At 54.4% G+C, this 24,689-nt stretch carries 25 protein-coding genes and 4 tRNA genes; 21 read left to right on the top strand and 8 right to left on the bottom strand.

Annotation, left to right across the window (positions count from 1 at the left end):
• Positions 1-81: 81 nt before the first annotated feature.
• Both mltB and ACMGGP_RS13860 read left to right on the top strand, forming a co-directional pair.
• Complete coding sequence (gene mltB, locus ACMGGP_RS13865) at positions 82-1,164, top strand: lytic murein transglycosylase B (protein WP_010248519.1); 1,083 nt, start codon at positions 82-84, stop codon at positions 1,162-1,164.
• Positions 1,165-1,244: 80 nt separating this feature from the next.
• A complete protein-coding gene (locus tag ACMGGP_RS13860; protein ID WP_010248517.1) occupies positions 1,245-1,580 on the top strand; it encodes a zinc ribbon domain-containing protein YjdM in 336 nt (111 codons plus the stop codon).
• Positions 1,581-1,614: 34 nt separating this feature from the next.
• Here the strand turns inward: ACMGGP_RS13860 and ACMGGP_RS13855 are convergent, their stop codons facing one another.
• On the bottom strand, positions 1,615-2,502 hold the full coding sequence (locus ACMGGP_RS13855) for a dihydrodipicolinate synthase family protein (RefSeq protein ID WP_191924316.1): 888 nt from the start codon (positions 2,500-2,502) through the stop codon (positions 1,615-1,617).
• 164 nt (positions 2,503-2,666) lie between these two features.
• Between ACMGGP_RS13855 and tam the strand changes: the two genes are divergently transcribed.
• The 14 genes from tam (at position 2,667) to luxS (ending at position 13,990) form a co-directional block, all read left to right on the top strand.
• Positions 2,667-3,446 (top strand): trans-aconitate 2-methyltransferase, encoded by a 780-nt coding sequence (gene tam / locus ACMGGP_RS13850; protein ID WP_498798562.1) that lies wholly within the window; start codon positions 2,667-2,669, stop codon positions 3,444-3,446.
• A 105-nt stretch (positions 3,447-3,551) separates the two neighbouring features.
• Complete coding sequence (gene pncC / locus ACMGGP_RS13845) at positions 3,552-4,046, top strand: nicotinamide-nucleotide amidase (protein ID WP_010672121.1); 495 nt, start codon at positions 3,552-3,554, stop codon at positions 4,044-4,046.
• Positions 4,047-4,141: 95 nt separating this feature from the next.
• Positions 4,142-5,209 (top strand): recombinase RecA, encoded by a 1,068-nt coding sequence (gene recA, locus ACMGGP_RS13840; RefSeq protein WP_010248510.1) that lies wholly within the window; start codon positions 4,142-4,144, stop codon positions 5,207-5,209.
• A gap of 123 nt (positions 5,210-5,332) precedes the next feature.
• Complete coding sequence (locus tag ACMGGP_RS13835; protein WP_337029262.1) at positions 5,333-5,851, top strand: regulatory protein RecX; 519 nt, start codon at positions 5,333-5,335, stop codon at positions 5,849-5,851.
• A gap of 133 nt (positions 5,852-5,984) precedes the next feature.
• Positions 5,985-8,612 carry an alanine--tRNA ligase gene (gene alaS / locus ACMGGP_RS13830; RefSeq protein ID WP_115387249.1) on the top strand — a complete coding sequence of 876 codons (2,628 nt, stop codon included), beginning with the start codon at positions 5,985-5,987 and terminating at the stop codon, positions 8,610-8,612.
• A 250-nt stretch (positions 8,613-8,862) separates the two neighbouring features.
• Entirely contained in the window at positions 8,863-9,048 is a 186-nt protein-coding gene (gene csrA / locus ACMGGP_RS13825; protein WP_008927091.1) for a carbon storage regulator CsrA, read from the top strand.
• Positions 9,049-9,331: 283 nt separating this feature from the next.
• Positions 9,332-9,424, top strand: a tRNA-Ser gene (locus tag ACMGGP_RS13820).
• A gap of 8 nt (positions 9,425-9,432) precedes the next feature.
• Positions 9,433-9,509 (top strand) — tRNA-Arg (locus tag ACMGGP_RS13815).
• 209 nt (positions 9,510-9,718) lie between these two features.
• Positions 9,719-9,795: transfer RNA gene (locus ACMGGP_RS13810), tRNA-Arg, on the top strand.
• 222 nt (positions 9,796-10,017) lie between these two features.
• Positions 10,018-10,094, top strand: a tRNA-Arg gene (locus ACMGGP_RS13805).
• 599 nt (positions 10,095-10,693) lie between these two features.
• Positions 10,694-11,260: a fructose-1-phosphate/6-phosphogluconate phosphatase gene (gene yqaB / locus ACMGGP_RS13800; protein WP_022623783.1), complete on the top strand. Its 567-nt coding sequence runs from the start codon at positions 10,694-10,696 to the stop codon at positions 11,258-11,260.
• Entirely contained in the window at positions 11,257-11,685 is a 429-nt protein-coding gene (locus ACMGGP_RS13795) for a YqaA family protein (protein WP_010248498.1), read from the top strand. Before yqaB ends, ACMGGP_RS13795 begins: the two co-directional genes overlap by 4 nt.
• 73 nt (positions 11,686-11,758) lie before the next feature.
• Positions 11,759-13,324, top strand: coding sequence for a glutamate--cysteine ligase (gshA, locus tag ACMGGP_RS13790; protein WP_010672118.1), 1,566 nt, complete (start codon positions 11,759-11,761; stop codon positions 13,322-13,324).
• Between the two features lie 150 nt (positions 13,325-13,474).
• Positions 13,475-13,990, top strand: a complete 516-nt coding sequence (luxS, locus tag ACMGGP_RS13785) for an S-ribosylhomocysteine lyase (protein WP_009086888.1) — start codon at positions 13,475-13,477, stop codon at positions 13,988-13,990.
• A 61-nt stretch (positions 13,991-14,051) separates the two neighbouring features.
• Here luxS and ACMGGP_RS13780 read toward each other — a convergent pair whose 3' ends face one another.
• Entirely contained in the window at positions 14,052-15,338 is a 1,287-nt protein-coding gene (locus ACMGGP_RS13780) for an HlyC/CorC family transporter (RefSeq protein ID WP_022623780.1), read from the bottom strand.
• Between the two features lie 15 nt (positions 15,339-15,353).
• Positions 15,354-16,154 carry a cytochrome C assembly family protein gene (locus ACMGGP_RS13775; protein ID WP_010248489.1) on the bottom strand — a complete coding sequence of 267 codons (801 nt, stop codon included), beginning with the start codon at positions 16,152-16,154 and terminating at the stop codon, positions 15,354-15,356.
• Between the two features lie 166 nt (positions 16,155-16,320).
• Here ACMGGP_RS13775 and ffh point away from each other — a divergent pair, with 166 nt between their 5' ends.
• The 5 genes from ffh to rplS all read left to right on the top strand — a co-directional run bounded on the left by ffh (position 16,321) and on the right by rplS (position 19,832).
• On the top strand, positions 16,321-17,682 hold the full coding sequence (gene ffh / locus ACMGGP_RS13770) for a signal recognition particle protein (protein WP_010248486.1): 1,362 nt from the start codon (positions 16,321-16,323) through the stop codon (positions 17,680-17,682).
• A gap of 142 nt (positions 17,683-17,824) precedes the next feature.
• Entirely contained in the window at positions 17,825-18,073 is a 249-nt protein-coding gene (gene rpsP / locus ACMGGP_RS13765; protein WP_003849041.1) for a 30S ribosomal protein S16, read from the top strand.
• 18 nt (positions 18,074-18,091) lie between these two features.
• Positions 18,092-18,640: a ribosome maturation factor RimM gene (gene rimM, locus ACMGGP_RS13760; RefSeq protein ID WP_010248480.1), complete on the top strand. Its 549-nt coding sequence runs from the start codon at positions 18,092-18,094 to the stop codon at positions 18,638-18,640.
• Positions 18,641-18,675: 35 nt separating this feature from the next.
• Positions 18,676-19,440 (top strand): tRNA (guanosine(37)-N1)-methyltransferase TrmD, encoded by a 765-nt coding sequence (gene trmD, locus ACMGGP_RS13755; RefSeq protein WP_010248477.1) that lies wholly within the window; start codon positions 18,676-18,678, stop codon positions 19,438-19,440.
• A 44-nt stretch (positions 19,441-19,484) separates the two neighbouring features.
• A complete protein-coding gene (gene rplS, locus ACMGGP_RS13750) occupies positions 19,485-19,832 on the top strand; it encodes a 50S ribosomal protein L19 (protein WP_003849035.1) in 348 nt (115 codons plus the stop codon).
• A gap of 147 nt (positions 19,833-19,979) precedes the next feature.
• On the opposite strand, the gene ACMGGP_RS13745 is transcribed toward rplS, so the two are convergent.
• The 5 genes from ACMGGP_RS13745 to ACMGGP_RS13725 all read right to left on the bottom strand — a co-directional run bounded on the left by ACMGGP_RS13745 (position 19,980) and on the right by ACMGGP_RS13725 (position 24,677).
• Positions 19,980-20,207, bottom strand: coding sequence for an ogr/Delta-like zinc finger family protein (locus ACMGGP_RS13745; protein WP_250488896.1), 228 nt, complete (start codon positions 20,205-20,207; stop codon positions 19,980-19,982).
• Between the two features lie 73 nt (positions 20,208-20,280).
• Positions 20,281-21,384: a phage late control D family protein gene (locus ACMGGP_RS13740; protein WP_498798561.1), complete on the bottom strand. Its 1,104-nt coding sequence runs from the start codon at positions 21,382-21,384 to the stop codon at positions 20,281-20,283.
• A complete protein-coding gene (locus tag ACMGGP_RS13735) occupies positions 21,381-21,866 on the bottom strand; it encodes a phage tail protein (RefSeq protein WP_010248695.1) in 486 nt (161 codons plus the stop codon). Before ACMGGP_RS13735 ends, ACMGGP_RS13740 begins: the two co-directional genes overlap by 4 nt.
• Positions 21,863-24,565: a phage tail tape measure protein gene (locus ACMGGP_RS13730; protein WP_498798560.1), complete on the bottom strand. Its 2,703-nt coding sequence runs from the start codon at positions 24,563-24,565 to the stop codon at positions 21,863-21,865. Before ACMGGP_RS13730 ends, ACMGGP_RS13735 begins: the two co-directional genes overlap by 4 nt.
• Complete coding sequence (locus ACMGGP_RS13725; protein WP_498798559.1) at positions 24,558-24,677, bottom strand: GpE family phage tail protein; 120 nt, start codon at positions 24,675-24,677, stop codon at positions 24,558-24,560. Before ACMGGP_RS13725 ends, ACMGGP_RS13730 begins: the two co-directional genes overlap by 8 nt.
• Positions 24,678-24,689 lie beyond the last annotated feature (12 nt).

The raw sequence follows: 24,689 nt of genomic DNA, 5'->3' as shown, positions 1-24,689 counted from the left end.
TTAAGATTTTGCCCTGTATGTCATTGCGCTGAACGTCTACTATTACCGCATCTGAAATTACCCCTCGTTTATGGATAACCGATGCGCCTCAAGTTAGCCTTCCTTGCGTTCATTCCGCTTCTGGCCTCCTGCAGCAGCAAACCTGAAGTCCCGTCCCAGCAGAAGATGCTGGCTGCGCCACAGGGCGGTTTTTTACTGCAGCCGTCGCACAGCGGACAGGCGATGTTTGGCGACTTTGCCGGTAACCCGGCAGCAGAGCAATTTATCGATAAGATGGTGGAGAAGCATGACTTTGACCGTCAGCAACTGCACAACATCATCGGTCAGGCCAAACGACTGGATTATGTGCTGCGACTGATGGATCGTCAGGCACCAAGCTATACGCCAGCGCCAGGACCTAATGGCGCCTGGATCCGCTATCGCAACAAGTTCATTACGCCCGATAACGTGCAAAATGGGGTGGCGTTCTGGAATCAGTATCAGGATGCCCTGCAACGCGCGCAGCAGGTTTATGGCGTGCCGCCAGAAATTATTGTGGGCATCATTGGCGTGGAAACCCGCTGGGGTCGCGTGATGGGGAAAACGCGGATTCTGGATGCGCTTGCGACCTTATCCTTTAACTATCCGCGCCGCGCAGAGTACTTCAGCAGCGAGCTGGAAACCTTTCTGTTGATGTCGCGCAAAGAGCAGGATGACCCGCTGGCGCTGAAAGGCTCCTTTGCCGGGGCGATGGGCTATGGTCAGTTTATGCCCTCCTCTTACAATGATTATGCGGTTGATTTCAACGGAGACGGTCATGCAAACCTGTGGGATCCGGTGGATGCTATCGGCAGCGTGGCGCACTATTTTCAGAAGCATGGCTGGCGCAGCGGCGAAAATGTGGCGGTACCGGCCAGCGGTCAGGCACCGATGCTGGAAGATGGCTTCAAAACCCGTTACAGCGTGAGCATGCTGGCGGCGTCAGGATTGTCACCACAGGGCTCGCTGAACGGTAACGATCAGGTCAGTCTGCTACGCCTGGATTTGGGCACCAGCTACCAGTACTGGTACGGCTTACCCAATTTCTATGTCATTACCCGCTACAACCATAGTACCCATTATGCGATGGCGGTGTGGCAGCTGGGTGAGGCGGTGAGCAAGGCACGCCAGGGCGGCCTGTTATAAAGGCTGTCCTTGTTAACTGTAAGGTTATATGATGACGCCCTTTTTCAGGCCACACAGCCACTGATATTTCTGGAGTCACTATGTCTTTACCTGCCTGCCCGGCTTGTCACGCCGATTACACCTGGCAAGATGGCGATAACCTTAACTGCCCCTCCTGCGGTCACATCTGGACCGAGGGAGAAGGTGACAGCAGCAACGCAACACTGGAAGTGCGTGATGCCAACGGCAATCTGCTGGCAGATGGCGACAGCGTCACGGTGATCAAAGATCTCAAGGTGAAGGGCAGTTCTTCATCGCTGAAGATCGGCACTAAAGTGAAAAGCATTCGTCTGGTTGAAGGGGACCACAACATCGATTGTAAAATCGACGGTTTTGGCCCGATGAAATTAAAATCTGAGTTTGTGAAAAAGAACTGAGATCGGGGGCGCAGAGATGCGCCCGCTTTCCTGCTTAGCTGAACAGCTTATCAATTGCGGCACACTGTTCCGCATTCAGCGTGCCACCGTAGTTTCGTGAGCCGCTGCTCATCGAGTCATAGCGCCGTGCCACGGCCGTTTTAATTGTCGTTACGAAATCATCTCCAATACTGTAAATCGCCATCAGACGGCCGATCTGCTGCTGCAGGTGCGTCAGCTCCGGCAGATTGCCACTTCGCCACGCCGTCATCATCTGCGCAAAGTACTCCGGCACAATATTATTCAGTCCTGAAATGACACCGGCACCGCCCGCCAGCAGGTTCGGGAGCAGGTACTCGTCATACCCCGACAGTACGGCGAAATCGCTACGCACCTTGCGGGTCTCTTCAATCATCATCCGGTTATGCGACAGGCAATCCACCGTATCTTTAATGCCGGCGAAGTTGGGCAGCTTTGCCGCCAGGGCGGCAATCAGCGCGGGCGTCAGATCGCAGCCGGTGCGGGCTGGAAAGTTGTAGGCAAACCATTTACCACCCAGCTGCGCGTCCAGTGCTTCGAAGTAGTGCATCAGCTGGTTTTGCGTCTGGCCATAATAGTAGGGTGGCAGCACCATCACCGCGTCAAAGTCATTTTTCCAGGCGGCTTCAGCCAGCTCCAGCATGTCAGGAATGCAGGTTGCCGAGACGTTCGCGACCATCTTCAGCGATGACAAGGGTCTGGTTTCCTGAATCAGTTGTAAGCGTTCCTGCTGCGTCAGTGAGGCGAACTCGCCAATGCTGCCCATCACCAGTAAGGTATCGATACCGGAGTCATTGAGGCGGGAGAAATGTCGCCCGAGCGCATCAATATCGACCGCACCCTGCGCATTGAACGGGGTGACTGAAGGGCACCAGACACCGGCAAAGGGCGATTTTTCACTCATAAATGACTCCTGAATCGGATGTTAAAAAAATGAAACAGTGTTTTAACTTAATGACTCCGGCCGGTCTCTGCCAGCGCATGATTCAAAAATGAGCAACGGGTCGCACTTTTTCCTCTTTCATCCGTCTCAGTAAGCGGATGCATCTGATAACTGAGCGAGAGGTCATGATGAAAGAGTGGGATCCTGTGCTGTACCGTAAGTTTGAAGCAGAACGAACCCGTCCAGCCCGCGAACTTCTGGCGCGCCTCAGCCTGGAACAGGTTGAGCAGGTGACCGATCTGGGATGCGGGCCCGGTAACAGCACCGAGCTGCTCGCTGATGCCTGGCCACTGGCGCAGATTACCGGGCTGGACAGTTCCGCCACGATGTTAACTCAGGCCGCTGAACGCCTGCCGCACTGTCGTTTTATCCAGGCGGACATCCGCAACTGGCAGGCCGATGTGCCGCAGCAGGTGGTCTACGCCAACGCGTCTCTGCAATGGCTGGATAATCACGCAACGCTGTTTCCCCATCTGGTCAGCCAGCTGGCGCCCGGTGGCGTGCTGGCGATCCAGATGCCTGATAACCTCAATGAGCCGTCGCACCGGCTGATGCGCGAGGTGGCGGCAACGGATCGCTGGCGTTCACGCATCAATGCCGATGCCGCTGAACGTACACAGCTGCTTTCCACGGGCGAGTATTACGATCTGCTGACGCAGGCCGGCTGTGAGGTGGATATCTGGCGTACCACCTATTATCACGTGATGGCCGATGCGCAGGCGATTATCAGCTGGCTGCAGGCGACCGGTTTACGGCCTTTCCTGGCAACGCTGGATGAGACCGAACAGACGGCGTTTCTGACCGATTATCATCAGCGTTTGCTCGCGGCTTATCCGGCTCAGGCCGATGGTCAGGTGTTGCTCGCCTTCCCGCGTCTTTTTATGGTTGCGGTGAAAAACCGGTAAGCGCAGTGGAAAGCTGGCCGCAAAAACAGCGTAATAATGGTGAGTGACCTTGAAAAAGCGGTTTTTCTGCACCACCTTCAACCCACAGCCAAAGGGAGAGTCGCAATGGATGATCAGCAATTGCAGGCGCTTAGTGCGCAGATAGGTGAGAAGCTGAAGCAGCGCAATGCCACCGTAACCTGTGCGGAATCCTGCACGGGGGGATGGATTGCCAAAGTCTTTACCGATATCAGCGGCAGCTCCGCCTGGTTCGAGCGGGGTTTTGTGACCTACAGTAACCAGGCCAAACAGCAGATGGTCAGTGTTCAGGCTGCTTCGCTGTTGCAGTATGGTGCGGTAAGTGATGTGGTGGTGCGGGAGATGGCGCTGGGTGCCCGCAGGGCGGCCCATGCTGACTACGCGATCTCCGTCAGCGGTATTGCCGGTCCGGATGGCGGCAGTGAAGAAAAACCGGTGGGTACGGTATGGTTTGGCTTTGCCGGGCCGCAGGATAACGTATTGACTTTTCAGCAGCATTTTAGCGGCGATCGTGATGCCGTACGCCGCCAGTCGGTGGCATGGGCCCTGCAGAAACTGTATGGCGAATTTCTGACAAATTAAACTTGATACTGTATGACTATACAGTATAATTGTCGGCAACAGAAAGAGTACAGGCACCCTGAGTGCGTGTTTACCCGGCTTGATTAGGAGTTGAAATGGCGATTGATGAAAACAAACAGAAGGCTTTAGCTGCCGCGCTTGGCCAGATTGAGAAGCAATTTGGTAAAGGCTCCATCATGCGCTTGGGTGAAGACCGCTCAATGGATGTGGAAACTATCTCTACCGGCTCGCTGTCGCTGGATATCGCATTAGGCGCAGGCGGTCTGCCAATGGGCCGTATCGTTGAGATCTACGGACCTGAGTCTTCAGGTAAAACCACGCTGACTCTGCAGGTTATCGCATCTGCACAGCGTAAAGGTAAAACCTGTGCCTTTATCGATGCCGAGCATGCGCTTGATCCGGTTTACGCCAAGAAACTCGGCGTAGACATTGATAACCTGCTCTGCTCTCAGCCAGACACTGGTGAGCAGGCGCTGGAAATCTGTGATGCGCTGGCGCGCTCTGGTGCCGTTGACGTGATCATCGTCGACTCCGTCGCGGCGCTGACGCCTAAAGCGGAAATCGAAGGTGAAATCGGTGACTCACACATGGGCCTCGCGGCACGTATGATGAGCCAGGCGATGCGTAAACTGGCCGGTAACCTGAAGCAGTCCAATACCCTGCTGATTTTCATCAACCAGATCCGTATGAAAATTGGTGTGATGTTTGGTAACCCGGAAACCACCACTGGTGGTAACGCGCTGAAGTTCTACGCCTCTGTCCGTCTTGATATCCGCCGTATCGGTGCAATCAAAGAGGGCGATAACGTGGTCGGCAGTGAGACCCGCGTTAAAGTGGTGAAAAACAAAATCGCCGCGCCATTCAAACAGGCTGAGTTCCAGATCATGTACGGCGAAGGTATCAATACCTTTGGTGAGCTGGTCGACCTGGGCGTGAAGCACAAGCTGATTGAAAAAGCGGGTGCATGGTACAGCTACAATGGCGACAAGATTGGTCAGGGTAAATCGAATGCCGGCAACTTCCTGAAAGAGAATGCTGCTGTGGCAAACGAGATTGATCTGAAGTTACGTGAGATGTTGCTCAACGGCGCGGATGAAAAACTCGCAGCAGCCGACAAGGCTGCTGAGAAAGAAGACGCGGCTGAAGCGAACGAAGACTTCTAATCTCTGATGCGGGAGGGGCGAAAGCCTCTCCCGTAGTTTTTATCCCCCTCTATTGCCTTTCTTGCCTTCCCTCTGTCCTGTTCTGTCGCCATAATCTCCCTCTGTTTGTACAAGGTGCGCAGTATGACTGAACCCTCTCAGCCCCAACCTAATGTCGTCTCTTACTCTCGTCTGCTTGACCGTGCGATGCGTATTCTGGGTCAGCGCGACCACAGCCGTGCAGAGTTAGCGCGTAAACTGCAACAATCAGCGCAGCGTGCTGCGTGGGCGCAGAAAAAAGAGCCCGAAACTGTTACCGAAGCGTTGCTGGAACAGGTTCTTAACTGGTGTCAGGAAAGCGGCTGGTTAAACGACGAGCGTTTCACCGAACGATTTATTCAGAGCCGGAGCCGTAAGGGCTTTGGATCGCAGCGCGTGCGCCTTGAACTGGGCCAGAAAGGCATCGACCGTGAAGCCATTGATCTTGCAATGGAAGAGACAGAGGTAGACTGGGCGGCGTGCGCGGCTCAGCTGGCTGAACGAAAATTCGGACACCCGCTGCCCACAGAGTGGAAAGAGAAAGCGAAAGTACTACGCTATCTGCAGTCAAAGGGTTTTATGAGCGAAGATATCCAGTCCATTTTCAGAAATTTTGATGACTAAAAGCCGATGTAATTTTACTTCCCACTGAAGAAAATTTATCTTATTCCCACTTTTTGTTCCGCTAATCAGGCACCACCAGAATGTGGTCGCGCCGATCAGAGGGAACGTTCGTTAGCGTGATTCCAGGATATATATGAGCAAGAGCACTGCTGAGATCCGTCAAGCGTTTCTCGACTTTTTTCATAGCAAGGGACATGAGGTTGTAACCAGCAGCTCCCTCGTACCGAATAACGATCCAACGTTGTTGTTTACTAACGCCGGGATGAACCAGTTTAAAGATGTGTTCCTCGGTCAGGACAAACGTGACTACACACGTGCGACCACGTCACAGCGCTGCGTACGCGCAGGCGGCAAACACAACGATCTTGAAAACGTCGGTTACACCGCACGTCACCACACCTTCTTTGAAATGCTGGGTAACTTCAGCTTTGGTGACTACTTCAAGAGAGAGGCGATTGGTTTTGCCTGGGAACTGCTGACGAGCGAGCAGTGGTTCAGCCTGCCAAAAGAGCGTCTGTGGGTGACAATCTATGAAACCGACGATGAAGCCTTTGATATCTGGGCGAACGAAATCGGTGTGCCACGTGAACGCATTATTCGCATCGGCGACAACAAGGGCAGCGCGTATGCGTCAGATAACTTCTGGCAGATGGGCGATACCGGTCCTTGTGGTCCGTGCAGCGAGATTTTCTACGATCATGGCGATCACATCTGGGGTGGCCCGCCGGGCAGCCCGGAAGAAGATGGTGACCGTTACATTGAGATCTGGAACATCGTCTTTATGCAGTTCAACCGTCAGGCTGATGGCACCATGCTGCCGCTGCCAAAACCGTCGGTTGATACCGGAATGGGCCTTGAGCGTATTTCTGCCGTTCTGCAACACGTCAACTCCAACTATGAAATCGACCTGTTCCAGAAACTGATTGAGGCCGTGGCACAGGTTACCGGTGCCACTGACCTCAGTAACAAATCGCTGCGTGTCATTGCCGACCACATTCGCTCCTGTGCTTTCCTGATTGCCGATGGCGTCATCCCGTCTAATGAGAACCGTGGCTACGTGCTGCGTCGTATCATTCGTCGTGCCGTACGTCATGGCAACATGCTGGGCGCCAAAGAGGCCTTCTTCTATAAGCTTGTTGCGCCACTGGTTGAGGTCATGGGTGCCGCAGGCGAAGAGTTACAGCGCCAGCAGGCTCAGGTTGAGCAGGTGCTGAAAAGCGAAGAAGATCAGTTTGCCAGAACCCTGGAGCGCGGACTGGCGCTGCTGGACGAAGAGCTGGAAAAACTGCAGGGCGACACGCTGGATGGTGAAATCGTCTTCCGTCTCTACGATACCTTTGGTTTCCCGGCTGATTTAACGGCTGACGTCTGTCGCGAACGCAATCTGAAGATCGACGAAGCCGGCTTTGAGCGGGCGATGGAGCAGCAGCGTCAGCGCGCACGTGAAGCGAGTGGCTTCGGCGCTGACTACAGCAACGTTATTCGTATTGATGCCGCCTCATCCTTCAAAGGCTACGACCAGCTCGATTTAGCTGCCACGGTGAAAGCGCTCTATGTTGCAGGCGAGGCGGTTGATGAAGTGACCGCGGGTCAGGATGCCGTGGTCGTGCTGGATGAAACGCCATTCTATGGCGAATCAGGTGGCCAGGTAGGCGATACCGGTCTGCTGAAAGGGAAGAATGCTGAATTTAGCGTCCAGGATACACAAAAATATGGTCAGGCAATCGGTCATGTCGGTAAGCTGACCGCAGGGCAGTTGCGTATCGGTGATCGCCTTGAGGCGCAGGTTGATGCGGCACGCCGTGCGCGCATCCGTCTTAACCACTCTGCTACTCACTTACTGCATGCCGCCTTGCGTCAGGTTTTAGGTGAGCATGTGGCGCAGAAAGGCTCGCTGGTTAACGACAAGTACCTGCGTTTCGATTTCTCGCATTTCGAAGCGATGAAACCTCAGGAGATTCGTCAGGTCGAAGATATCGTCAATGCGCAAATTCGTCGCAACCTGCCGGTTGAAACCGAAGTGATGGATCTGGATGCGGCGAAGTCTAAAGGGGCAATGGCACTGTTTGGCGAGAAATATGATCAGCGCGTGCGCGTTCTGACCATGGGTGATTTCTCTGTTGAGCTGTGTGGTGGTACCCATGCTGCGCGCACGGGTGACATCGGGCTGTTCCGTATTCAGGCGGAGTCAGGTACCGCAGCCGGTATTCGTCGTATCGAAGCGATTACGGGTGAAGGCGCGCTGGCGCAGGTCAATGCGCAGAGCAGCCAGCTGCAGGATCTTGCGCAGCTGGTAAAAGCGAACAGCAGCAACCTGAATGAGAAAGTACGTGGTCTGGTCGATCATGTACGGGCTCTGGAGAAAGAGTTGCAGCAACTGCGCGATCAGCAAGCCGCGCAGGAGAGCGCTTCACTGAGCAGCAATGCTATCGACATTAAGGGAGTGAAACTGCTGGTCAGTGAGCTCAACAATGTTGAACCTAAAATGTTGCGTACCATGGTTGATGATCTTAAGAATCAGCTGGGTTCGGCGATTATTGTGCTGGCAACGGTTACTGAAGGTAAGGTGTCGCTGATTGCGGGTGTGACCAAAGATCTGACTGACCGTGTTAAAGCGGGTGAGTTGATTGCCGGTCTGGCTCAGCAGGTTGGCGGGAAGGGCGGTGGCCGTCCTGATATGGCACAAGCTGGTGGTAACGATGCGGGTGCTCTGAAAGGCGCATTAGCAGGGGTTGAGGACTGGGTCAGCAGCCGTCTGTAAGTGAATTAAAACAAGGCATCGTAAAAAGCGTCAGAACGGTTGTTCCGGCGCTTTTTAATACGATGCTAAAGCAGCAAGTGACAAAGTCAGGTTGATGTAGTGTATTTCGGCTAAACTAACTATCAGCAGAATGTATTGGCGCATCGATGTGCATTGGTGTATTTCTCATACACATTGTGCAGCGTTAAATGATGGATAATGCCGGGAGCCTGTACAAGCCCGACTCTTTTAATCTTTCAAGGAGCAAAGAATGCTTATTCTAACTCGTCGAGTTGGTGAAACCCTCATGATCGGTGATGAGGTAACTGTAACGGTGCTGGGTGTTAAGGGTAACCAGGTTCGTATCGGTGTTAACGCGCCGAAAGAAGTGTCTGTGCATCGCGAAGAGATCTATCAACGCATCCAGGCTGAAAAAACGCAACAAACCAGCGTTTAACGGATTCAGCGTCTCGCACCTGTGCGAGGCGCTACCGCTTTCTGTAAAAATCCTGCCTTTTCTTTCTACCTGTTCCTCCTCTGTTTTGTTAACGCCATCATCTTTCATTGTTGATAATTCACTCTTTTTGTCGCCATTTTGTCCCAATTGTGTGTGATTTGCTCAATCAAACAAAGTTTCGGAAAAATTGTTTGACTTAAAAGTCCGGGAAAGTAATATGTGCGCCACGCAGTGCCGATGAGCAGAAACAACGTTCAGACGCACAGTTCGAAAGAAAGCGTAAGGTGAGGTGGCCGAGAGGCTGAAGGCGCTCCCCTGCTAAGGGAGTATACGGTCAAAAGCTGTATCGAGGGTTCGAATCCCTCCCTCACCGCCATTTTCGATGCATCCATAGCTCAGCTGGATAGAGTACTCGGCTACGAACCGAGCGGTCGGAGGTTCGAATCCTCCTGGATGCACCATATTTTCGAATATGGAGAAGTGCCTCGGTGTGACATGACGCATTCGCGTACAGGCCGCACTAAGGAGGATAACGTTGCATCAGCAACGGCCCACAGGGCGAAGCGCAAGCTGAGTAATCCTCCTGGATGCACCATCGAAACAAAGCGAATTAGCAATTCCTTTCATGGTGAGTAGTTAGCACCCTGCGTTGTACAAGAATTTGTTTTATGCATCCATAGCTCAGCTGGATAGAGTACTCGGCTACGAACCGAGCGGTCGGAGGTTCGAATCCTCCTGGATGCACCATATTCTTCCCGAATATGGACAGTGCCTAAGTGTGTCATGACGTGATTATCGTTCAGGCCGCACTAAGGAGGATAACGTTGCATCAGCAACGGCCCATAGGGCGAAGCGCAAGCTGAGTAATCCTCCTGGATGCACCATTCTTTGTAACATCCTCAGGTTGGTTTCTGTAAGTCCATAAAAAGTTGTACCTCAAAAGATAGACCCCAAAAGATAGACCCCAATGCATCCATAGCTCAGCTGGATAGAGTACTCGGCTACGAACCGAGCGGTCGGAGGTTCGAATCCTCCTGGATGCACCATATTCTTCCCGAATATGGACAGTGCCTAAGTGTGTCATGACGTGATTATCGTTCAGGCCGCACTAAGGAGGATAACGTTGCATCAGCAACGGCCCATAGGGCGAAGCGCAAGCTGAGTAATCCTCCTGGATGCACCATCTTCTTCTTTAGCCTCAAAATCCCTCAAAGTATCATGGCGCGATGATCGCTAAGACCTCACTAAACACGATAGCGTTACTTCCGTAACCGCCCGTACAGCAAACGCTGAGTGAGTATCCTGAAAAACCTCTGCAGTTTCCCTCTGGCTTCACACGCACTCTTTTCCTGTTTAATCTGCCCCATTGATTCATCATCCTGACTTAAGCGATCCGAAACGCCTGTTTCCCGCATCAACGCCTTCTGTTTTGCTGCCCATGCCCGTCCGCCGCCGCTTGTCTGCCAGAAGAATGTTAAAAAAACGCTGGAATTTCGTACGTTTATCGCTGGTCGTGCACGATCACCTTTATCTGAAAACAAAAATTGTTAATGCTTTCAAAGCATTTGCTGTTCATCCCCCCTGGCGACAACCTGTCCACATTAGGCTAAAGTAATGTCTCATTTGATGAATGTCCGGAGTGACAATGTACGATCAATATGACGCCCTGATTTTCGATATGGACGGCACGATTCTTGATACTGAGCCGACACATCGAAAAGCGTGGCGTCAGGTTCTCCAGCGTTATGGATTAACGCTGGATGAAGCACGTATTATCGACTTCAATGGCGCACCAACCTGGCGGCTGTCGCAGTTCATCATTGAATCCAATCAGTCGTCACTCGACCCTCATCTTCTTGCCGCAGAAAAAACCGCTGCCGTGAAAGCGATGCTGCTGGAAAACGTGAAGCCACTGCCTTTAATGGAGGTGGTGAAAGCGTATCACGGGCGTCGTCCGATGGCGGTCGGTACCGGAAGCGAACACAGCATGGCAGAGGCGTTACTGACGCAGCTGGGCGTACGTGAGCTCTTTTCGGCCGTCGTCGGTGCTGACGACGTACAGCGTCATAAACCTGAGCCAGAAACCTTCTTACGCTGCGCTGAGCTGATGGGTGTGACGCCGGCACGTTGTGTGGTGTTTGAGGATGCGGACTTTGGTATTCAGGCAGCGAAGGCGGCAGGTATGGCTGTGGTGGATGTCCGCTTACTGTGAGTGACGTTCTTACCTATGCCTCGATGTTCGGCAGCAGCTTTTTAAGTGCAACGCTCCTGCCGGGAAGTTCTGAAGCACTGCTGATAGCACTATTGATAGCAAAAAAGACATCAGTTTACGGGTTGCTTTTGGCCGCATCACTGGGAAACACCTTGGGCGGCTTAACCAACATTCTTATTGGTCGCTTGCTGCCGTTAAAACGTCAGGGGCGATGGCATGACACAGCAATGACGTGGTTGCACCGACTGGGACCTGCAGCACTGTTATTCAGCTGGCTGCCAGTGATAGGTGATCTGCTCTGCGTTCTGGCAGGCTGGTTACGTTTCGCCTGGCTACCCGCGATGCTGTTTCTCGCTGTCGGCAAAACACTGCGTTATATCGTTATCGCGACTGCCACATTACAGGGTATGCAATGGTGGCATTGATTCGCACAGATTCGAGGCTACGGTTAACATTATGCTGAACAAAAATAAATTATTATCACAGCGGGGGGGTAATGTGATCCCGGACGTATCTAAAGCGCTCTCCTGGCTGGAAGCGCATCCCAATGCCCTTAAAGGTATTGGCCGTGGCATCGAGCGTGAAACGCTGCGTGTACAGGCAAATGGCGAGCTGGCAAAAAGCGGCCACCCGGAATCTCTGGGGTCGGCGCTGAAACATGACTGGATCACCACTGACTTTGCCGAAACGTTGCTGGAATTTATTACGCCAGTGGATCACAGCATTGATCATATGCTGGCATTCCTGCGCGATATCCATCGTCACGTTGCCCGTGAACTGGGTGATGAACGCATGTGGCCATTTAGTATGCCGTGCGTGATTGACGATGCGGACAATATTGAGCTGGCGCAATATGGCACGTCCAATATTGGTCAGATGAAGACGCTCTACCGCGAAGGGCTGAAAAACCGCTACGGCGCGTTGATGCAGACCATCTCCGGCATTCACTATAACTTCTCACTGCCACTCTCATTCTGGCAGGAGTGGGCTGACGTGAAAGATAAGGAAAGCGGAAAAGAGACCATCTCGGCGGGCTATCTGCGGCTGATCCGCAACTATTATCGCTTCGGCTGGGTCATCCCCTATCTGTTTGGCGCATCGCCTGCTATCAGCTCCAGCTTCCTGCAGGGCCGTGAGAGCGCGCTGCCGTTCGAAACCAACGACAAAGACACGATGTGGCTGCCGTACGCCACCTCACTGCGTCTGAGCGATTTAGGCTACACCAATAAATCGCAGAGCTCTCTGGGCATCACGTTTAACTCACTGGAAGGCTATGTCACTGCGCTGAAGAAAGCGATCAAGACACCGTCAGAAGAGTATGCAGCGATGGGCACTAAAGATGCCGACGGTAACTGGCTGCAGCTCAACACCAACGTGCTGCAGATTGAAAACGAGCTCTATGCGCCAATCCGGCCTAAGCGTGTGACACGCTCGGGTGAAGCGCCTTCTGATGCGCTGCTGCGTGGTGGTATTGAGTACATTGAAGTGCGTTCGCTGGATATCAATCCGTTCTCTGCAATCGGCGTAGATGAGAATCAGGTTCGCTTCCTCGACCTGTTCCTGATCTGGTGTACCCTGGCCGATGCGCCGGAAATGAGTGCAGATGAGTTGCAATGCACCCGTATAAACTGGAACCGGGTTGTGCTGGAAGGGCGTAAACCGGACCAGAAAATTGCCGTAGGCTGCGGAGAAGAGGAACATTCGCTGGTTGAAGTGGGCAAAACCCTGTTTGCCGATCTGCGTCGGGTTGCTGAAGTGTTAGACAGTCATAATCAGGACAGCACGGAATATCAGCAGGTTTGCGATCAACTGGTAGCATCGTTCGACGATCCTGAGCTAACCTACTCGGCGCGCATCCTTCAGGCAATGAAGGACAATGGTGTAACCGGAACCGGCGTGGCGCTGGCTGAACAGTATCGCCATCTGCTCTGCGAAGAGCCGCTGGAAGTGCTGACAGAAGAAGATTTCACGCGTCAGGCGCAGGCGTCTGTTGCTGCACAGCAGCAGCTGGAAGCGAATGATAAGCTGGATTTTGAAGCGTATCTGGCGAGCCGGGAAGGGTAGAAAAGAAAAAGGCCACATCAATGTGGCCAAATTAACATCTCTGTTGTCAGGGATGATGATAACAAATGCGCGTCTTTCATATATTCAGACGTTGGGCGAACAGAAAAGTTTCATCGTTTTAAAAAAAATTCTCAGAACAGGAGGTGACGTATGCCACTACTGGACAGTTTTACCGTTGATCACACCATCATGGGCGCACCGGCAGTTCGCGTGGCGAAAACCATGAAGACTCCGCATGGCGATACGATTACCGTTTTTGACCTGCGTTTTTGCCGCCCGAACATTGATATTCTCACTGAGCGTGGCATTCATACGCTGGAGCATCTCTTTGCCGGATTCATGCGTGATCACCTGAATGGTGATGGTGTGGAAATCGTCGATATCTCGCCAATGGGTTGCCGCACCGGCTTCTACATGAGCCTGATTGGTACACCAGACGAGCAGCGCGTTGCCAAAGCGTGGAAAGGGGCGATGGAAGATGTTCTGAAAGTGAAAGATCAGAACCAGATCCCTGAGCTGAATGAATACCAGTGCGGCAGCTACAAGCTGCACTCACTGGATGAAGCGCAGCAGATCGCCCGCAATGTGCTGGCGCATGAGATCGGCGTTAACCGCAACGAAGATCTGAAACTGCCTGCTGAAAAGCTGAAAGAACTGCACATCTAGTCAGGGCTTTGCTGCTAAAAAAAACGCCGCATCATGTCGATTGCGGCGTTTTTTTATCGCTTCAGGAACCTACCGATTTTTTCAGTGGCGTCTTCGGCGTGATGCGCACCTGTTTAATCATGTTGTCCTGCACGTCCAGAATATCGACGTTATAGTGGCCGATCTGAACACGGGTGGCGATGGCAGGGATCTCTTCCAGCGCTTCCAGCAGCATGCCGTTGATGGTGCGCGCTTCCTGCTCTGGCAGCTGCCAGTTAAACGCCTTGTTAATTTCACGCACACTGGCGCTGCCTTCAATCAGCACGGACCCATCATTCTGCGGCATCACTTCTTCTGCCAGTGACGGTGACATGGAGGTGGTGAAGTCACCCACGATCTCCTCCAGAATGTCCTCTATCGTCACCAGCCCTTTGATGTCGCCATACTCATCCACCACCACGCCCGCTTTCTCTTTGTTGCGCTGGAACTTCACCAGTTGGGTGTTCAGCGGTGTCCCTTCCGGGATGTAGTAGATCTCATCGGCGGCGCGCAGCAGCGTCTCTTTGGTGAACTCTTTTTTCTCCGTCATCATGCGCCAGGCTTCGCGCACCCGCAGCATGCCGACGCAGTCATCCAGCGAGTCCCGGAACAGCACAATGCGGCCGTGTGGCGAGTGGCTCAACTGGCGCACCACCGACTTCCAGTCATCGTTGATATTAATGCCGACGATCTCGTTACGCGGAACCATGATGTCATCAACGCTGACTTTCTCCAGGTCGAGCACGGAGAGCAGCATGTCCTGATTACGGCGTGACATCAGGCTACGCGACTCATAGACGATGGTACGCAACTCCTCTTTGCTCAGCGCGGAGTTAATGGCACCGTCAGCGCGGATACCCGCCATCCTCATCAGCAGACGGGTAATGGTGTTCAGTAGCCAGACCAGCGGCAGCATGATGTATTGCAGCGGGACCAGCAGCAGGCTGCTGGGAAAGGCGACGCGTTCGGGATAGAGGGCCGCCACTGTTTTCGGCAGCACTTCAGCAAATACCAGCACCACAAAGGTCAGGATACCGGTTGCGATCGCAACCCCTTCGTCACCGTGAATACGCATGCCAACAATGGTGGCAAGTGCGGAAGCCAGAATATTCACCAGGTTATTGCCGATTAATACCAGGCTCAGCAACCGGTCGGGGCGACGCAGTAACTTCTCCACCCGGCGTGCGGGGCGACTGCCGTTTTTGGCCTGATGGCGCAGCTTATAGCGGTTAAGCGTCATCATTCCGGTTTCCGAGCCGGCAAACCAGGCGGAAACCAGTACCATGACGCAGAGAATAATAATCAGCGTGGTGGTTGAAACATTCTCCAACGCAGAACTTCCTTTTTAACGAGAGGTGGGGACAAGCAGATGCTGCAGGATGCGACTGCCGAAGTAAGCCATGGTTAACAGTACCGCACCGCTGCAGTTAAACCAGACGACGCGGCGACCACGCCAGCCTTCATGATAGTGCCCCCAGAGCAAAACGATATAAACAAACCACGCGATGATGGAGAGCACGGCTTTATCGACGTTTTCTGCGCTGAAGAGATCCTGCATATAAAACAGACCGGTGCAGAGCACCAGCGTCAACAGGACGACGCCCACCTGGGTGATGTGAAACATTTTACGTTCAATGGTCAGCAGCGGCGGCATATCCTGTGTGAACGCCAGGCGCTTGTTTTTTAACTGGTAATCGATCCACGCCAGCTGCAGTGCATAGAGCGCGGCAATAATCAGCGTCGCGTAGGCGAACAGCGACAGGCCGATATGAATCATCATGCCTGGCGTGGTTTCCAGATGGGTGATAAACGCATTGGGCACAAAAGTGGCGAAGGCCAGATTGATCAGCGCGAAGCTGTAAACAATCGGCAGCAGCAGCCAGCCACGGTTGCGTGACGCCACAATGGTCATGATGGCGCAAATCAACAGGCTGACCAGCGAGCCTATGTTGAGCAGGCTTAAATTCTGTCCGCTATCAACAGCAAATATGCGTTGCTGCAAGGCCACCGCGTGTGTCACCAGCGCCACACAGGCAGAGAGCATCGCCATTCGCCGCCAGCCGCCGTTACGTTTCAACAGGCTGGGAATGATCAGGGCAAGACTTAAGGAGTAGGCGAATAGCGCCACTATCGCGAAAACGAACATAGATCCTTTCAGGTTCAGTCAGATAAGGAAAAAGGCAGTATAGCGCCAGCCGAAGCAGGCTCCAAACGATCTGAGGGGCAATTGCAGAGATCGCTGAGGCTTCGTGTTATAATCCGCCGCATTCTGCCGATCAGGCGCCTCGCGATCTTTTTTTTAGTGAGAGACCATGTTTGATAATTTAACCGATCGTTTGTCGCAAACCCTGCGAAACATCAGCGGCCGCGGAAGGCTGACTGAAGAGAACATCAAAGAGACCCTGCGTGAAGTGCGCATGGCACTGCTTGAGGCTGACGTTGCGCTGCCGGTGGTGCGTGACTTCATCAACCGTGTGAAAGAGAGCGCGGTCGGCCATGATGTGAATAAAAGTCTGACTCCAGGTCAGGAGTTTATCAAAATCGTTCGTAACGAGCTGGTTACGGCGATGGGTGCAGAGAACAATGCACTCGACCTGGCTGCTCAGCCGCCAGCCGTGGTGCTGATGGCGGGTCTGCAGGGTGCCGGTAAAACGACCAGCGTCGCTAAGCTGGGTAAGTTCCTGCGTGAGAAGCACAAAAAGAAAGTCTTAGTGGTTTCTGCCGACGTCTATCGTCCGGCGGCAATCAAACAGCTGGAAACGCTGGCACAGCAGGTGGGCGTGGATTTCTGCCCATCCGATCTCAGCCAGAAGCCGGTCGATATCGTTAACAATGCGCTGCGTGAAGCTCGCCTGAAGTTCTACGATGTACTGCTGGTGGATACCGCCGGTCGTCTGCACGTTGACGAAGCGATGATGGACGAAATCAAACAGGTTCATGCTGCGATCAATCCGGTAGAAACGCTGTTTGTGGTCGATGCCATGACCGGTCAGGATGCGGCAAACACGGCTAAAGCTTTTAATGAAGCACTACCGCTGACCGGTGTTATCCTGACCAAAGTCGATGGTGATGCACGAGGCGGTGCGGCGCTGTCGATTCGTCATATCACCGGTAAGCCGATTAAATTTATGGGTGTCGGTGAAAAAACCGATGCACTTGAGCCGTTCTATCCGGAGCGTATTGCTTCGCGTATCCTCGGCATGGGTGACGTGCTGTCACTGATCGAAGATATCGAAAGCAAGGTTGACCGCGATCAGGCTGAGAAACTGGCTAAGAAGCTGAAAACCGGCGACGGTTTTGATCTCAACGATTTCCTTGAGCAGCTGAAGCAGATGCGCAACATGGGCGGCATGGCCAGCCTGATGGGCAAACTGCCCGGTATGGGTCAGCTGCCTGACAATGTGAAGTCACAGATGGATGACAAAGTGCTGGTGCGCATGGAAGCGATCATCAACTCGATGACACGCAAAGAGCGTGAAAAACCAGAGATCATCAAAGGCTCACGCAAGCGCCGCATTGCGACCGGCTCCGGTATGCAGGTGCAGGACGTTAACCGCTTATTGAAGCAGTTTGACGACATGCAGCGTATGATGAAGAAAATGAAGAAGGGCGGTATGGCGAAAATGATGCGCGGCATGAAGGGTATGATGCCGCCAGGTTTTCCTGGCCGCTAAAGCGTTCCACAAAAAAGCCCGAAATGGCACGGTTTAGGTTGCTTTTTTCGCCAAAATGAGTAAAATTTTCGGGCTTTTTATACAGCACCCGGACCCCGTTCCTCGATGGGGGCCGGGTGTTTTATTAACTGAAGAGGATGTTATGGTAACAATTCGTTTGGCACGTCACGGCGCTAAAAAGCGTCCGTTCTATCAGGTCGTCGTCACTGACAGCCGCAATGCACGCAACGGTCGTTTTATCGAGCGCGTTGGTTTCTTCAACCCGATCGCATCTGGTCAGGCTGAAGGTCTGCGTCTTGATCTGGATCGTATCGAGCACTGGGTTGGCCAGGGCGCAACGCTTTCTGATCGCGTTAACGCGCTGGTCAAAGAAGCTAAGAAAGCAGCTTAATCTGTCACGGTGGTGAGCATGAGCAGACAAATTGCCGCACAGCCTCCTGTTAACCCGATTGTATTGGGTAAGATGGGAGCCGCCTACGGTATTCGCGGCTGGCTCAAAGTGTTTTCCTCCACTGAAGACGCTGAAAGCATCTTCAACTACCAACCCTGGTTCATCCAGCGCGCCGGTAAATGGCAGCAGGTCGAACTGGACGGTTGGAAGCACCACAATCAGGACCTGATCATCAAAGTCAAAGGCATTGAAGATCGGGATGCGGCGGCTCAGTTAACCAATTGCGAAATTCAGGTTGACTCGACGCAGTTGCCATCGCTGGAAGAGGGCGACTACTACTGGAAAGACCTTATGGGCTGCCAGGTGGTTAACCTTGAAGGCTACGAGATGGGTAAAGTCATCGATATGATGGAAACCGGCTCGAACGACGTTCTCGTCGTTAAGGCAAACCTGAAGGATGCATTCGGTGCTCAGGAGCGGTTAATTCCGTTTCTTGATGAACAGGTTATCAGGAAAGTCGATCTCTCTACTGGCATCATTGAGGTAGATTGGGATCCTGGTTTTTGATCTCCGAATCGAACGGTAACGTAACGGCGAATACAATGTGGATTGGTGTTATTAGCCTGTTTCCAGAAATGTTTCGCGCTATTACCGATTACGGGGTAACTGGCCGGGCTGTAAAAAACGGTCTGCTCAGCATTCAGAGCTGGAGTCCTCGTGACTTCACGCACGACCGGCACCGTACCGTGGATGATCGTCCTTACGGCGGCGGACCGGGAATGCTGATGATGGTACAACCCTTACGGGATGCCATCTCCGCAGCGAAAGCAGCGGCAGGTGATGGGGCCAGGGTGATATATCTTTCACCTCAGGGTCGCAAACTGGACCAACAGGGCGTTTGCGAACTGGCGGCACGGGACAAGTTAATTCTGGTCTGTGGCCGTTATGAAGGGATTGATGAGCGCGTAATCCAGACCGAAATTGATGAAGAATGGTCAATCGGTGATTACGTTCTCAGCGGCGGGGAACTGCCAGCGATGACGATGATTGACGCAGTCGCCCGGTTTATTCCTGGCGTGCTCGGCAAGCAGGCGTCAGCCGATGAGGATTCGTTCTCGGAAGGTTTGCTGGATTGTCCTCACTATACCCGACCTGAAGTGTTAGACGGCGTGGAGGTCCCGGCAGTATTACTGTCAGGCAACCATGCTGATATTCGCCGCTGGCGTCTGAAGCAGTCGCTAGGCCGTACCTGGCTGAGAAGACCTGAACTTCTGGAAAACCTGGCTCTGACTGAAGAGCAAGCAAGGTTGCTGAATGAGTTCCAGCGGGAATCTCAGCAGCAACAAAACGATGATGTGGAAGAGTAAGCTCTTCCCCGACTATCAGTTTACCCAGGATATGAGATTTAATTATGAGCAACATTATCAAGCAAATTGAACAAGAGCAGATGAAACAGGACGTACCTTCCTTCCGCCCGGGTGATTCCGTGGAAGTGAAAGTATGGGTCGTTGAAGGTTCTAAAAAACGTCTGCAGGCATTCGAGGGCGTGGTTATCGCTATCCGTAACCGCGGTCTGCACTCTGCATTCACTGTTCGCAAAATTTCTAACGGCGAAGGCGTTGAGCGTGTATTCCAGACTCATTCACCTGTAATTGACAGCATCGCTGTTAAACGTCGTGGCGCTGTGCGTAAAGCCAAACTGTACTACCTGCGTGAGCGTACTGGTAAGTCTGCTCGTATTAAAGAGCGTCTTAACTAAGGTATCGCTAACGCGACATCTAAAAGTTAATAGCAAACAAGGGGTTAGCATGATGCTAACCCCTTTTTTTTGGGCCTTGTCCACGGATTGGCTACGCAGAATTATTTTGTAGTCAAATGTAGGCATTAAAAAACCCGCCGAAGCGGGTTAGAGCCAGAGTTGGCCTTGGGACGTTTTGGGGCCTCCACGGGCAGGGTGGGGCGGTACAGGATTTACTCTACCTGGGCACATGATTATATCGGTTACAGTTTCTAAGGATTTGAAGGTGCAGCCGCAGTTGATGTTCTGACACTGGTTGTAACGTTCTTTTGTGTTCTCAGAGAGCACAACACTGCTGCGAGTGTGTGCAGCGTGAGAGCACTTTGGACAATTCATCATTTAGGATTCGCCCTGTTGAATATTTAACTTGATCATACCTATTGGCTATCCAAAAGGATAATTTATTTTACTATTGCAGGGTTGAGTCCTCAATTTTAACTTCAAGTTCGATACTGGTCGTATATCCGCTGTCAGCGCTCAGGCTATGCGTCAGCGTTGTGATGATCCATTCCCCCGCATCAATCTGCTGCTTGAACCCGTTTACCTTCACCGGCATTTCCGTGTAAAGCTCTGCGCGCCCCTTCGCCAGCTGTATTGAGAATGTTGCAACACCACGCTGCAGGCGTTCCCACTGCATTTTTGCTGCCCGTTCGGCGTTGCCCCGGTTCGCGTAAGTGCGGCTCAGTACGAGCACGTTCTCGTCCGTGCCGATAAGGTAATCCCCTTGCTTCGCCTCCGGTTCCTTCTTTTTCTTCACCGGGGTTTTACGTCGCCTGCGCTTCACCTTCGCCACTGGCTTCTTTGCCGGTTCACGGGTGTGCAGCCAGCTGGCAATCACGCCGGTGTAGGCGTCCCGGTCCGCCAGGGTGAAGCGGTGGCCGTCCCCGTCCCTGCGCTGAAGGGTGATAACCGGCAGCGCTCTGCCGCTTGCCGTTTTCCCCTGCCCCTGGCGGATAAACAGCAGATTACCGCCCTTGACGCAGGCCACCGCACCGCACTGTTTAGCCAAGCGCATCAGAAAGCTGGCGTCTGATTCGTTGGTCTGATCAAGATGGTCAATTTCTGTCGCGGCCATATCCTCACCCATCGCCGCCTTCAGTTTGTGCCGCCCGGCGATATCCCTGACAATTTCGCCCGCAGTGGTTTTGTGCCAGGACTTCTCCCGCTTCGTGTTCAGTGTCTGCCGGAAGTCCGCGCTGCGCGCCCGCAGCGTCAGGCGGTCAGGTGTGCCGCTGTGCTCGATCTCGTCAACCGTATAGCTGCCTTTCGGAAACAGTGCCTCACCCTGCCAGCCCAGCGATAGTGACAGCACGACGCCCCGGCGCGGCAGCTGCAGCTGGCCGTCCGCGTCGTCCAGCTCGATGTCCAGCTGATCCGCCTCAAAGCCCCGGTTGTCAGTGAGCGTCAGGCTCAGCAGGCGCTTTTCCAGCTTCTGCGTGATGTCTGCGCCGTCCATCATCAGCCGGAACGCCGGTGAGTTCTGCTGGCCGTTAATCCACGGGCTGGTCATCATGAAAATAATCCTCCCGCTGCGGCGCTCACCTTACCGGCGGCGGTGGCGGCTGCGCCCTGCATGGCAGAAAGCTGATCGCTGAGGCTGCCGAACATCTCGCCCAGCGATTCATCGGTGCGCTTCAGCGTCAGCGTGAATTCAATGCGGCGGCACACGCCGCTGCTGAAGAACTCCGCTTTGGTCTGGCTCAGGCTTTCAATCACGAACATGCCGTAAATCGTCCCGCTGCCCTCGATAAGCGGCCACGCGCGGCCCAGCTCTGCAATCTGCTCCAGCGCGAACAGCGACAGCCTGCCGCCGGTAATCTCCGGCAGCAGCACCCCGGAAAGCGTCAGCGTGTCGTTGTCCGGGCCTAAAAACTGCAGCGACGGCCTCACGCCCACGCGACTGTTTGACGGGAAACGCCAGCTGCGCTGATACTGCAGTTCCTGATAGGGCACCGTCTTCAGCATGAAAACAAATAAGCCCAGCGTCATCATCATTCCTCAAATCCTCCCCTGTCCCGGTAACTGCTGCGGGCGCGGGCCTGCGCCTGCCGCTCTTTTGCCTCCAGCCTGCGCATCACCTCATCAACCAGATCCTGCTGGCTCTGCCCCGGCTGCTGCACAATGGTGAAGGAGGCGTGAATCTGCGGCGCAGCTGCCTGTGCAGCACTGCCACTCATGCGCGGTGCTTCCTGCCGGTACGCCTGAAATGGCAGGCTCAGCGGGTGCAGGGGCTTTGTCTCCGCCGTCGCTGCGCCGCCCAGCGTAAGCGCCGCCAGTGCCGCCAGCCGTGCGGTGCTCCGGCGGCTGGTCACGTTCGCCGGACCGCTGACCAGCTCCGGTCCGTTCTCACCGGCCACACCAAACTGCCCGGACGGGATAAAGCCGCCGCTGTCGTACATGCCCGCAAATCCGGGGAACCCGCCCGGCGGCAGAGATACACCGCCGCCCGTTTTTACTGTTGCCGGTCGCGGCAGCTGCGGCCCGCCAGACTTATCGCCGCCCGGCTTCAGAAAGTCCGGCAGGTAGTCGGTCAGTGACGACAGCTTGTTTTTAATCGCATCCCACTTCTGACTGATGCCCGCCATCAGGCCGTCAATCATCTGTGAACCGGCCTCCTGAAACCGCGCGGGCAGCGCTTTCGCGTCGGCGACAATCTCGCCCCACTTTGTGCTGATGTAGGTGCGGATCGCGGTCCAGACGCTGCTGACCTTTGTGCTGATGCCGTCCCACAGCGCGGCAAGTTTCGGCCCCAGCGTGTCCCAGTTCTGCCAGATAAGCAGCGCCCCGGCGGCAATCAGCCCGATAACGGCCAGAATCGGGTTCGCAAACATCAGCCGCCCCAGCCACAGCACGCCATTCCCCACGATGCCGATGGCGCTTTTAATCAGCCCGAAGGCGCTGAATGCTTTGATACCTAACACGCTGAAGCTCAGCCGCAGCAGCGCAAGCGGCCCCAGAACAGCCGCCAGGCCGATCATAAACGTGCCCAGCACCAGTACCACCGCCGATATGATCGCCGCTGCTTTCATCAGCGTGCCCGCCAGCTCCTTGTTGTTTTCCACCCAGCGGCGGGTTGCACCGGTGACTTTTTTCACCATGTTCATGATGTCCATCAGCGGCGTGCGCAGCGAATCGCCCAGGCCGCTGATGGTGTTGGAAACGCCGGTTTTAGTCAGCATCCACTGTGCCGAAAGCGAGTCCTTATTGATGTCTGACTCTTTCTGCATGGAGCCTTTTGCAGCATCCCCCTGTGTCAGTGCCAGCTGCCTGCGCAGCTCCGGCATGTTATTGACAAGCTTTGCCGCTGCAGGGCCGAACTCCTTGCCAAAGAGCATCGTCAGCGCGGGCACTCTCTTGCTGTCCGGCAGTTTTTTAACCTTTTCCAGCACGCGCATGATGGTGCCCATCGCATCCGTGGTCATCTGCTTTTCAATCTTTGCCGGGTCCAGTTTCAGCAGGTCCATGCCGTCCATAAACCGGTTACTCTGCATCGTGGCTATAGACAGCTCGCGCACCATGGCATTAGCGGAACTGGCCGCAATCTCAGAGGTGGCACCCAGCGTCAGGAATGTTGAACCCAGCGCCGCCACCTGTCGGAAGTTCATCCTGTCGGCCACGCCACCCATACGCTGTAGCACATCAATGATGTCCGCCCCTTTGGACATGGCGTTATCGTCCAGGTAGTTCAGCGCGTCGCCCAGCTGCTCGATGTTGCGCGTGGGGATTTTGTAAAGCTGCGCAATCTTGCCCAGCCCTTCGGCCAGCTCACCGGCGGGCAGCTCAAACGCGGTGGACGCCTTCGCCGCCGTGGTGGCAAAAGCCATCAGGTCGCGTTTCTGGTCCTCATAGGAATCGTTCTGGTTAGTCACGCCCATGCGCGCGCCACCTTCAACTAGCGCGGCGTAGTCAATCGCGCCGTTTTCCATTGGCAGTTGCTCACTGGCGGCCTTGATGGCGGCCTGCATGTCATAGAACTGCTTTGTGCGGTTGCCGCTGTCGTCGCGCAGCCCGTTGACCTGCTTTGCCACACCCTTCATGGCGTCTTCCATTGCCGCTGAAGATTGCACGGAGGCCAGCACCGGCGCGCCCATTGCCAGCCCGGCGGCGGACGTTGCCGCACCGGCACCGGCCACGCGGTCGCGCACCTCAAGCGATCGGGAATATCGCTCACGTACCGCGCGCATTTTTGCCTGCCGTTCTCCCAGCTTTTTAAGCGACTGCTGCTGCCGGTCAATGGCGGCGCGCGCCTCGTCCGACTGACTTTTCAGCTCGCGCTGTGCCTGGCTCAGTTTCTTCGTATCGACACCGGCAGCGCCCAGCGCCTCACGCTGGCGCTGCACCGACAGGCGCAGCCCGTTGTAAGTCTGCTGCAGCTGGCTGGCGCGGTTCTTTGCCTGCTCCAGCACGCGGGCCTGCGCGGCGGTAGGCTTGTTTGTTTCCGTAAACTGCACGGCCAGCCGCGCGGCTTCTTCGCGGGCGGCTTTGAGGTTATGGGCGGTCACGGCAAGCTGTGAGCGGGTTTTACGGAAGCCGTCAATGCGTCCGGCCTGAGCGTCCAGCGCCTTGAGGGTGTTGCGCGTGTCGCGCAGTGTGCCTGCCAGCTCGCGCGTGCTGTCGCGGGCGCTGCGGAAGGGGCGCGTCAGCTTATCGACCGCGCCCAGCACGACCTGTAAACGCAGATTTTTATCACTCATCGCTGGCCCTGTGTCGCAGGATTGCTTTGTGCCGCCACTCCAGAACTTCGATCAGCGTCATGGACTCGGTAACGGAGGGCGGCCAGTGAAAGACGGTGGCGATGTCCGCCACCAGATCGTCTAC

It is taken from the genome of Curtobacterium sp. BNK-1 (assembly GCF_048685235.1).
In the GTDB taxonomy this organism is placed as follows: Bacteria; Pseudomonadota; Gammaproteobacteria; order Enterobacterales; family Enterobacteriaceae; genus Pantoea; species Pantoea agglomerans.
This window is presented reverse-complemented; position numbering and strand designations above follow the sequence as displayed.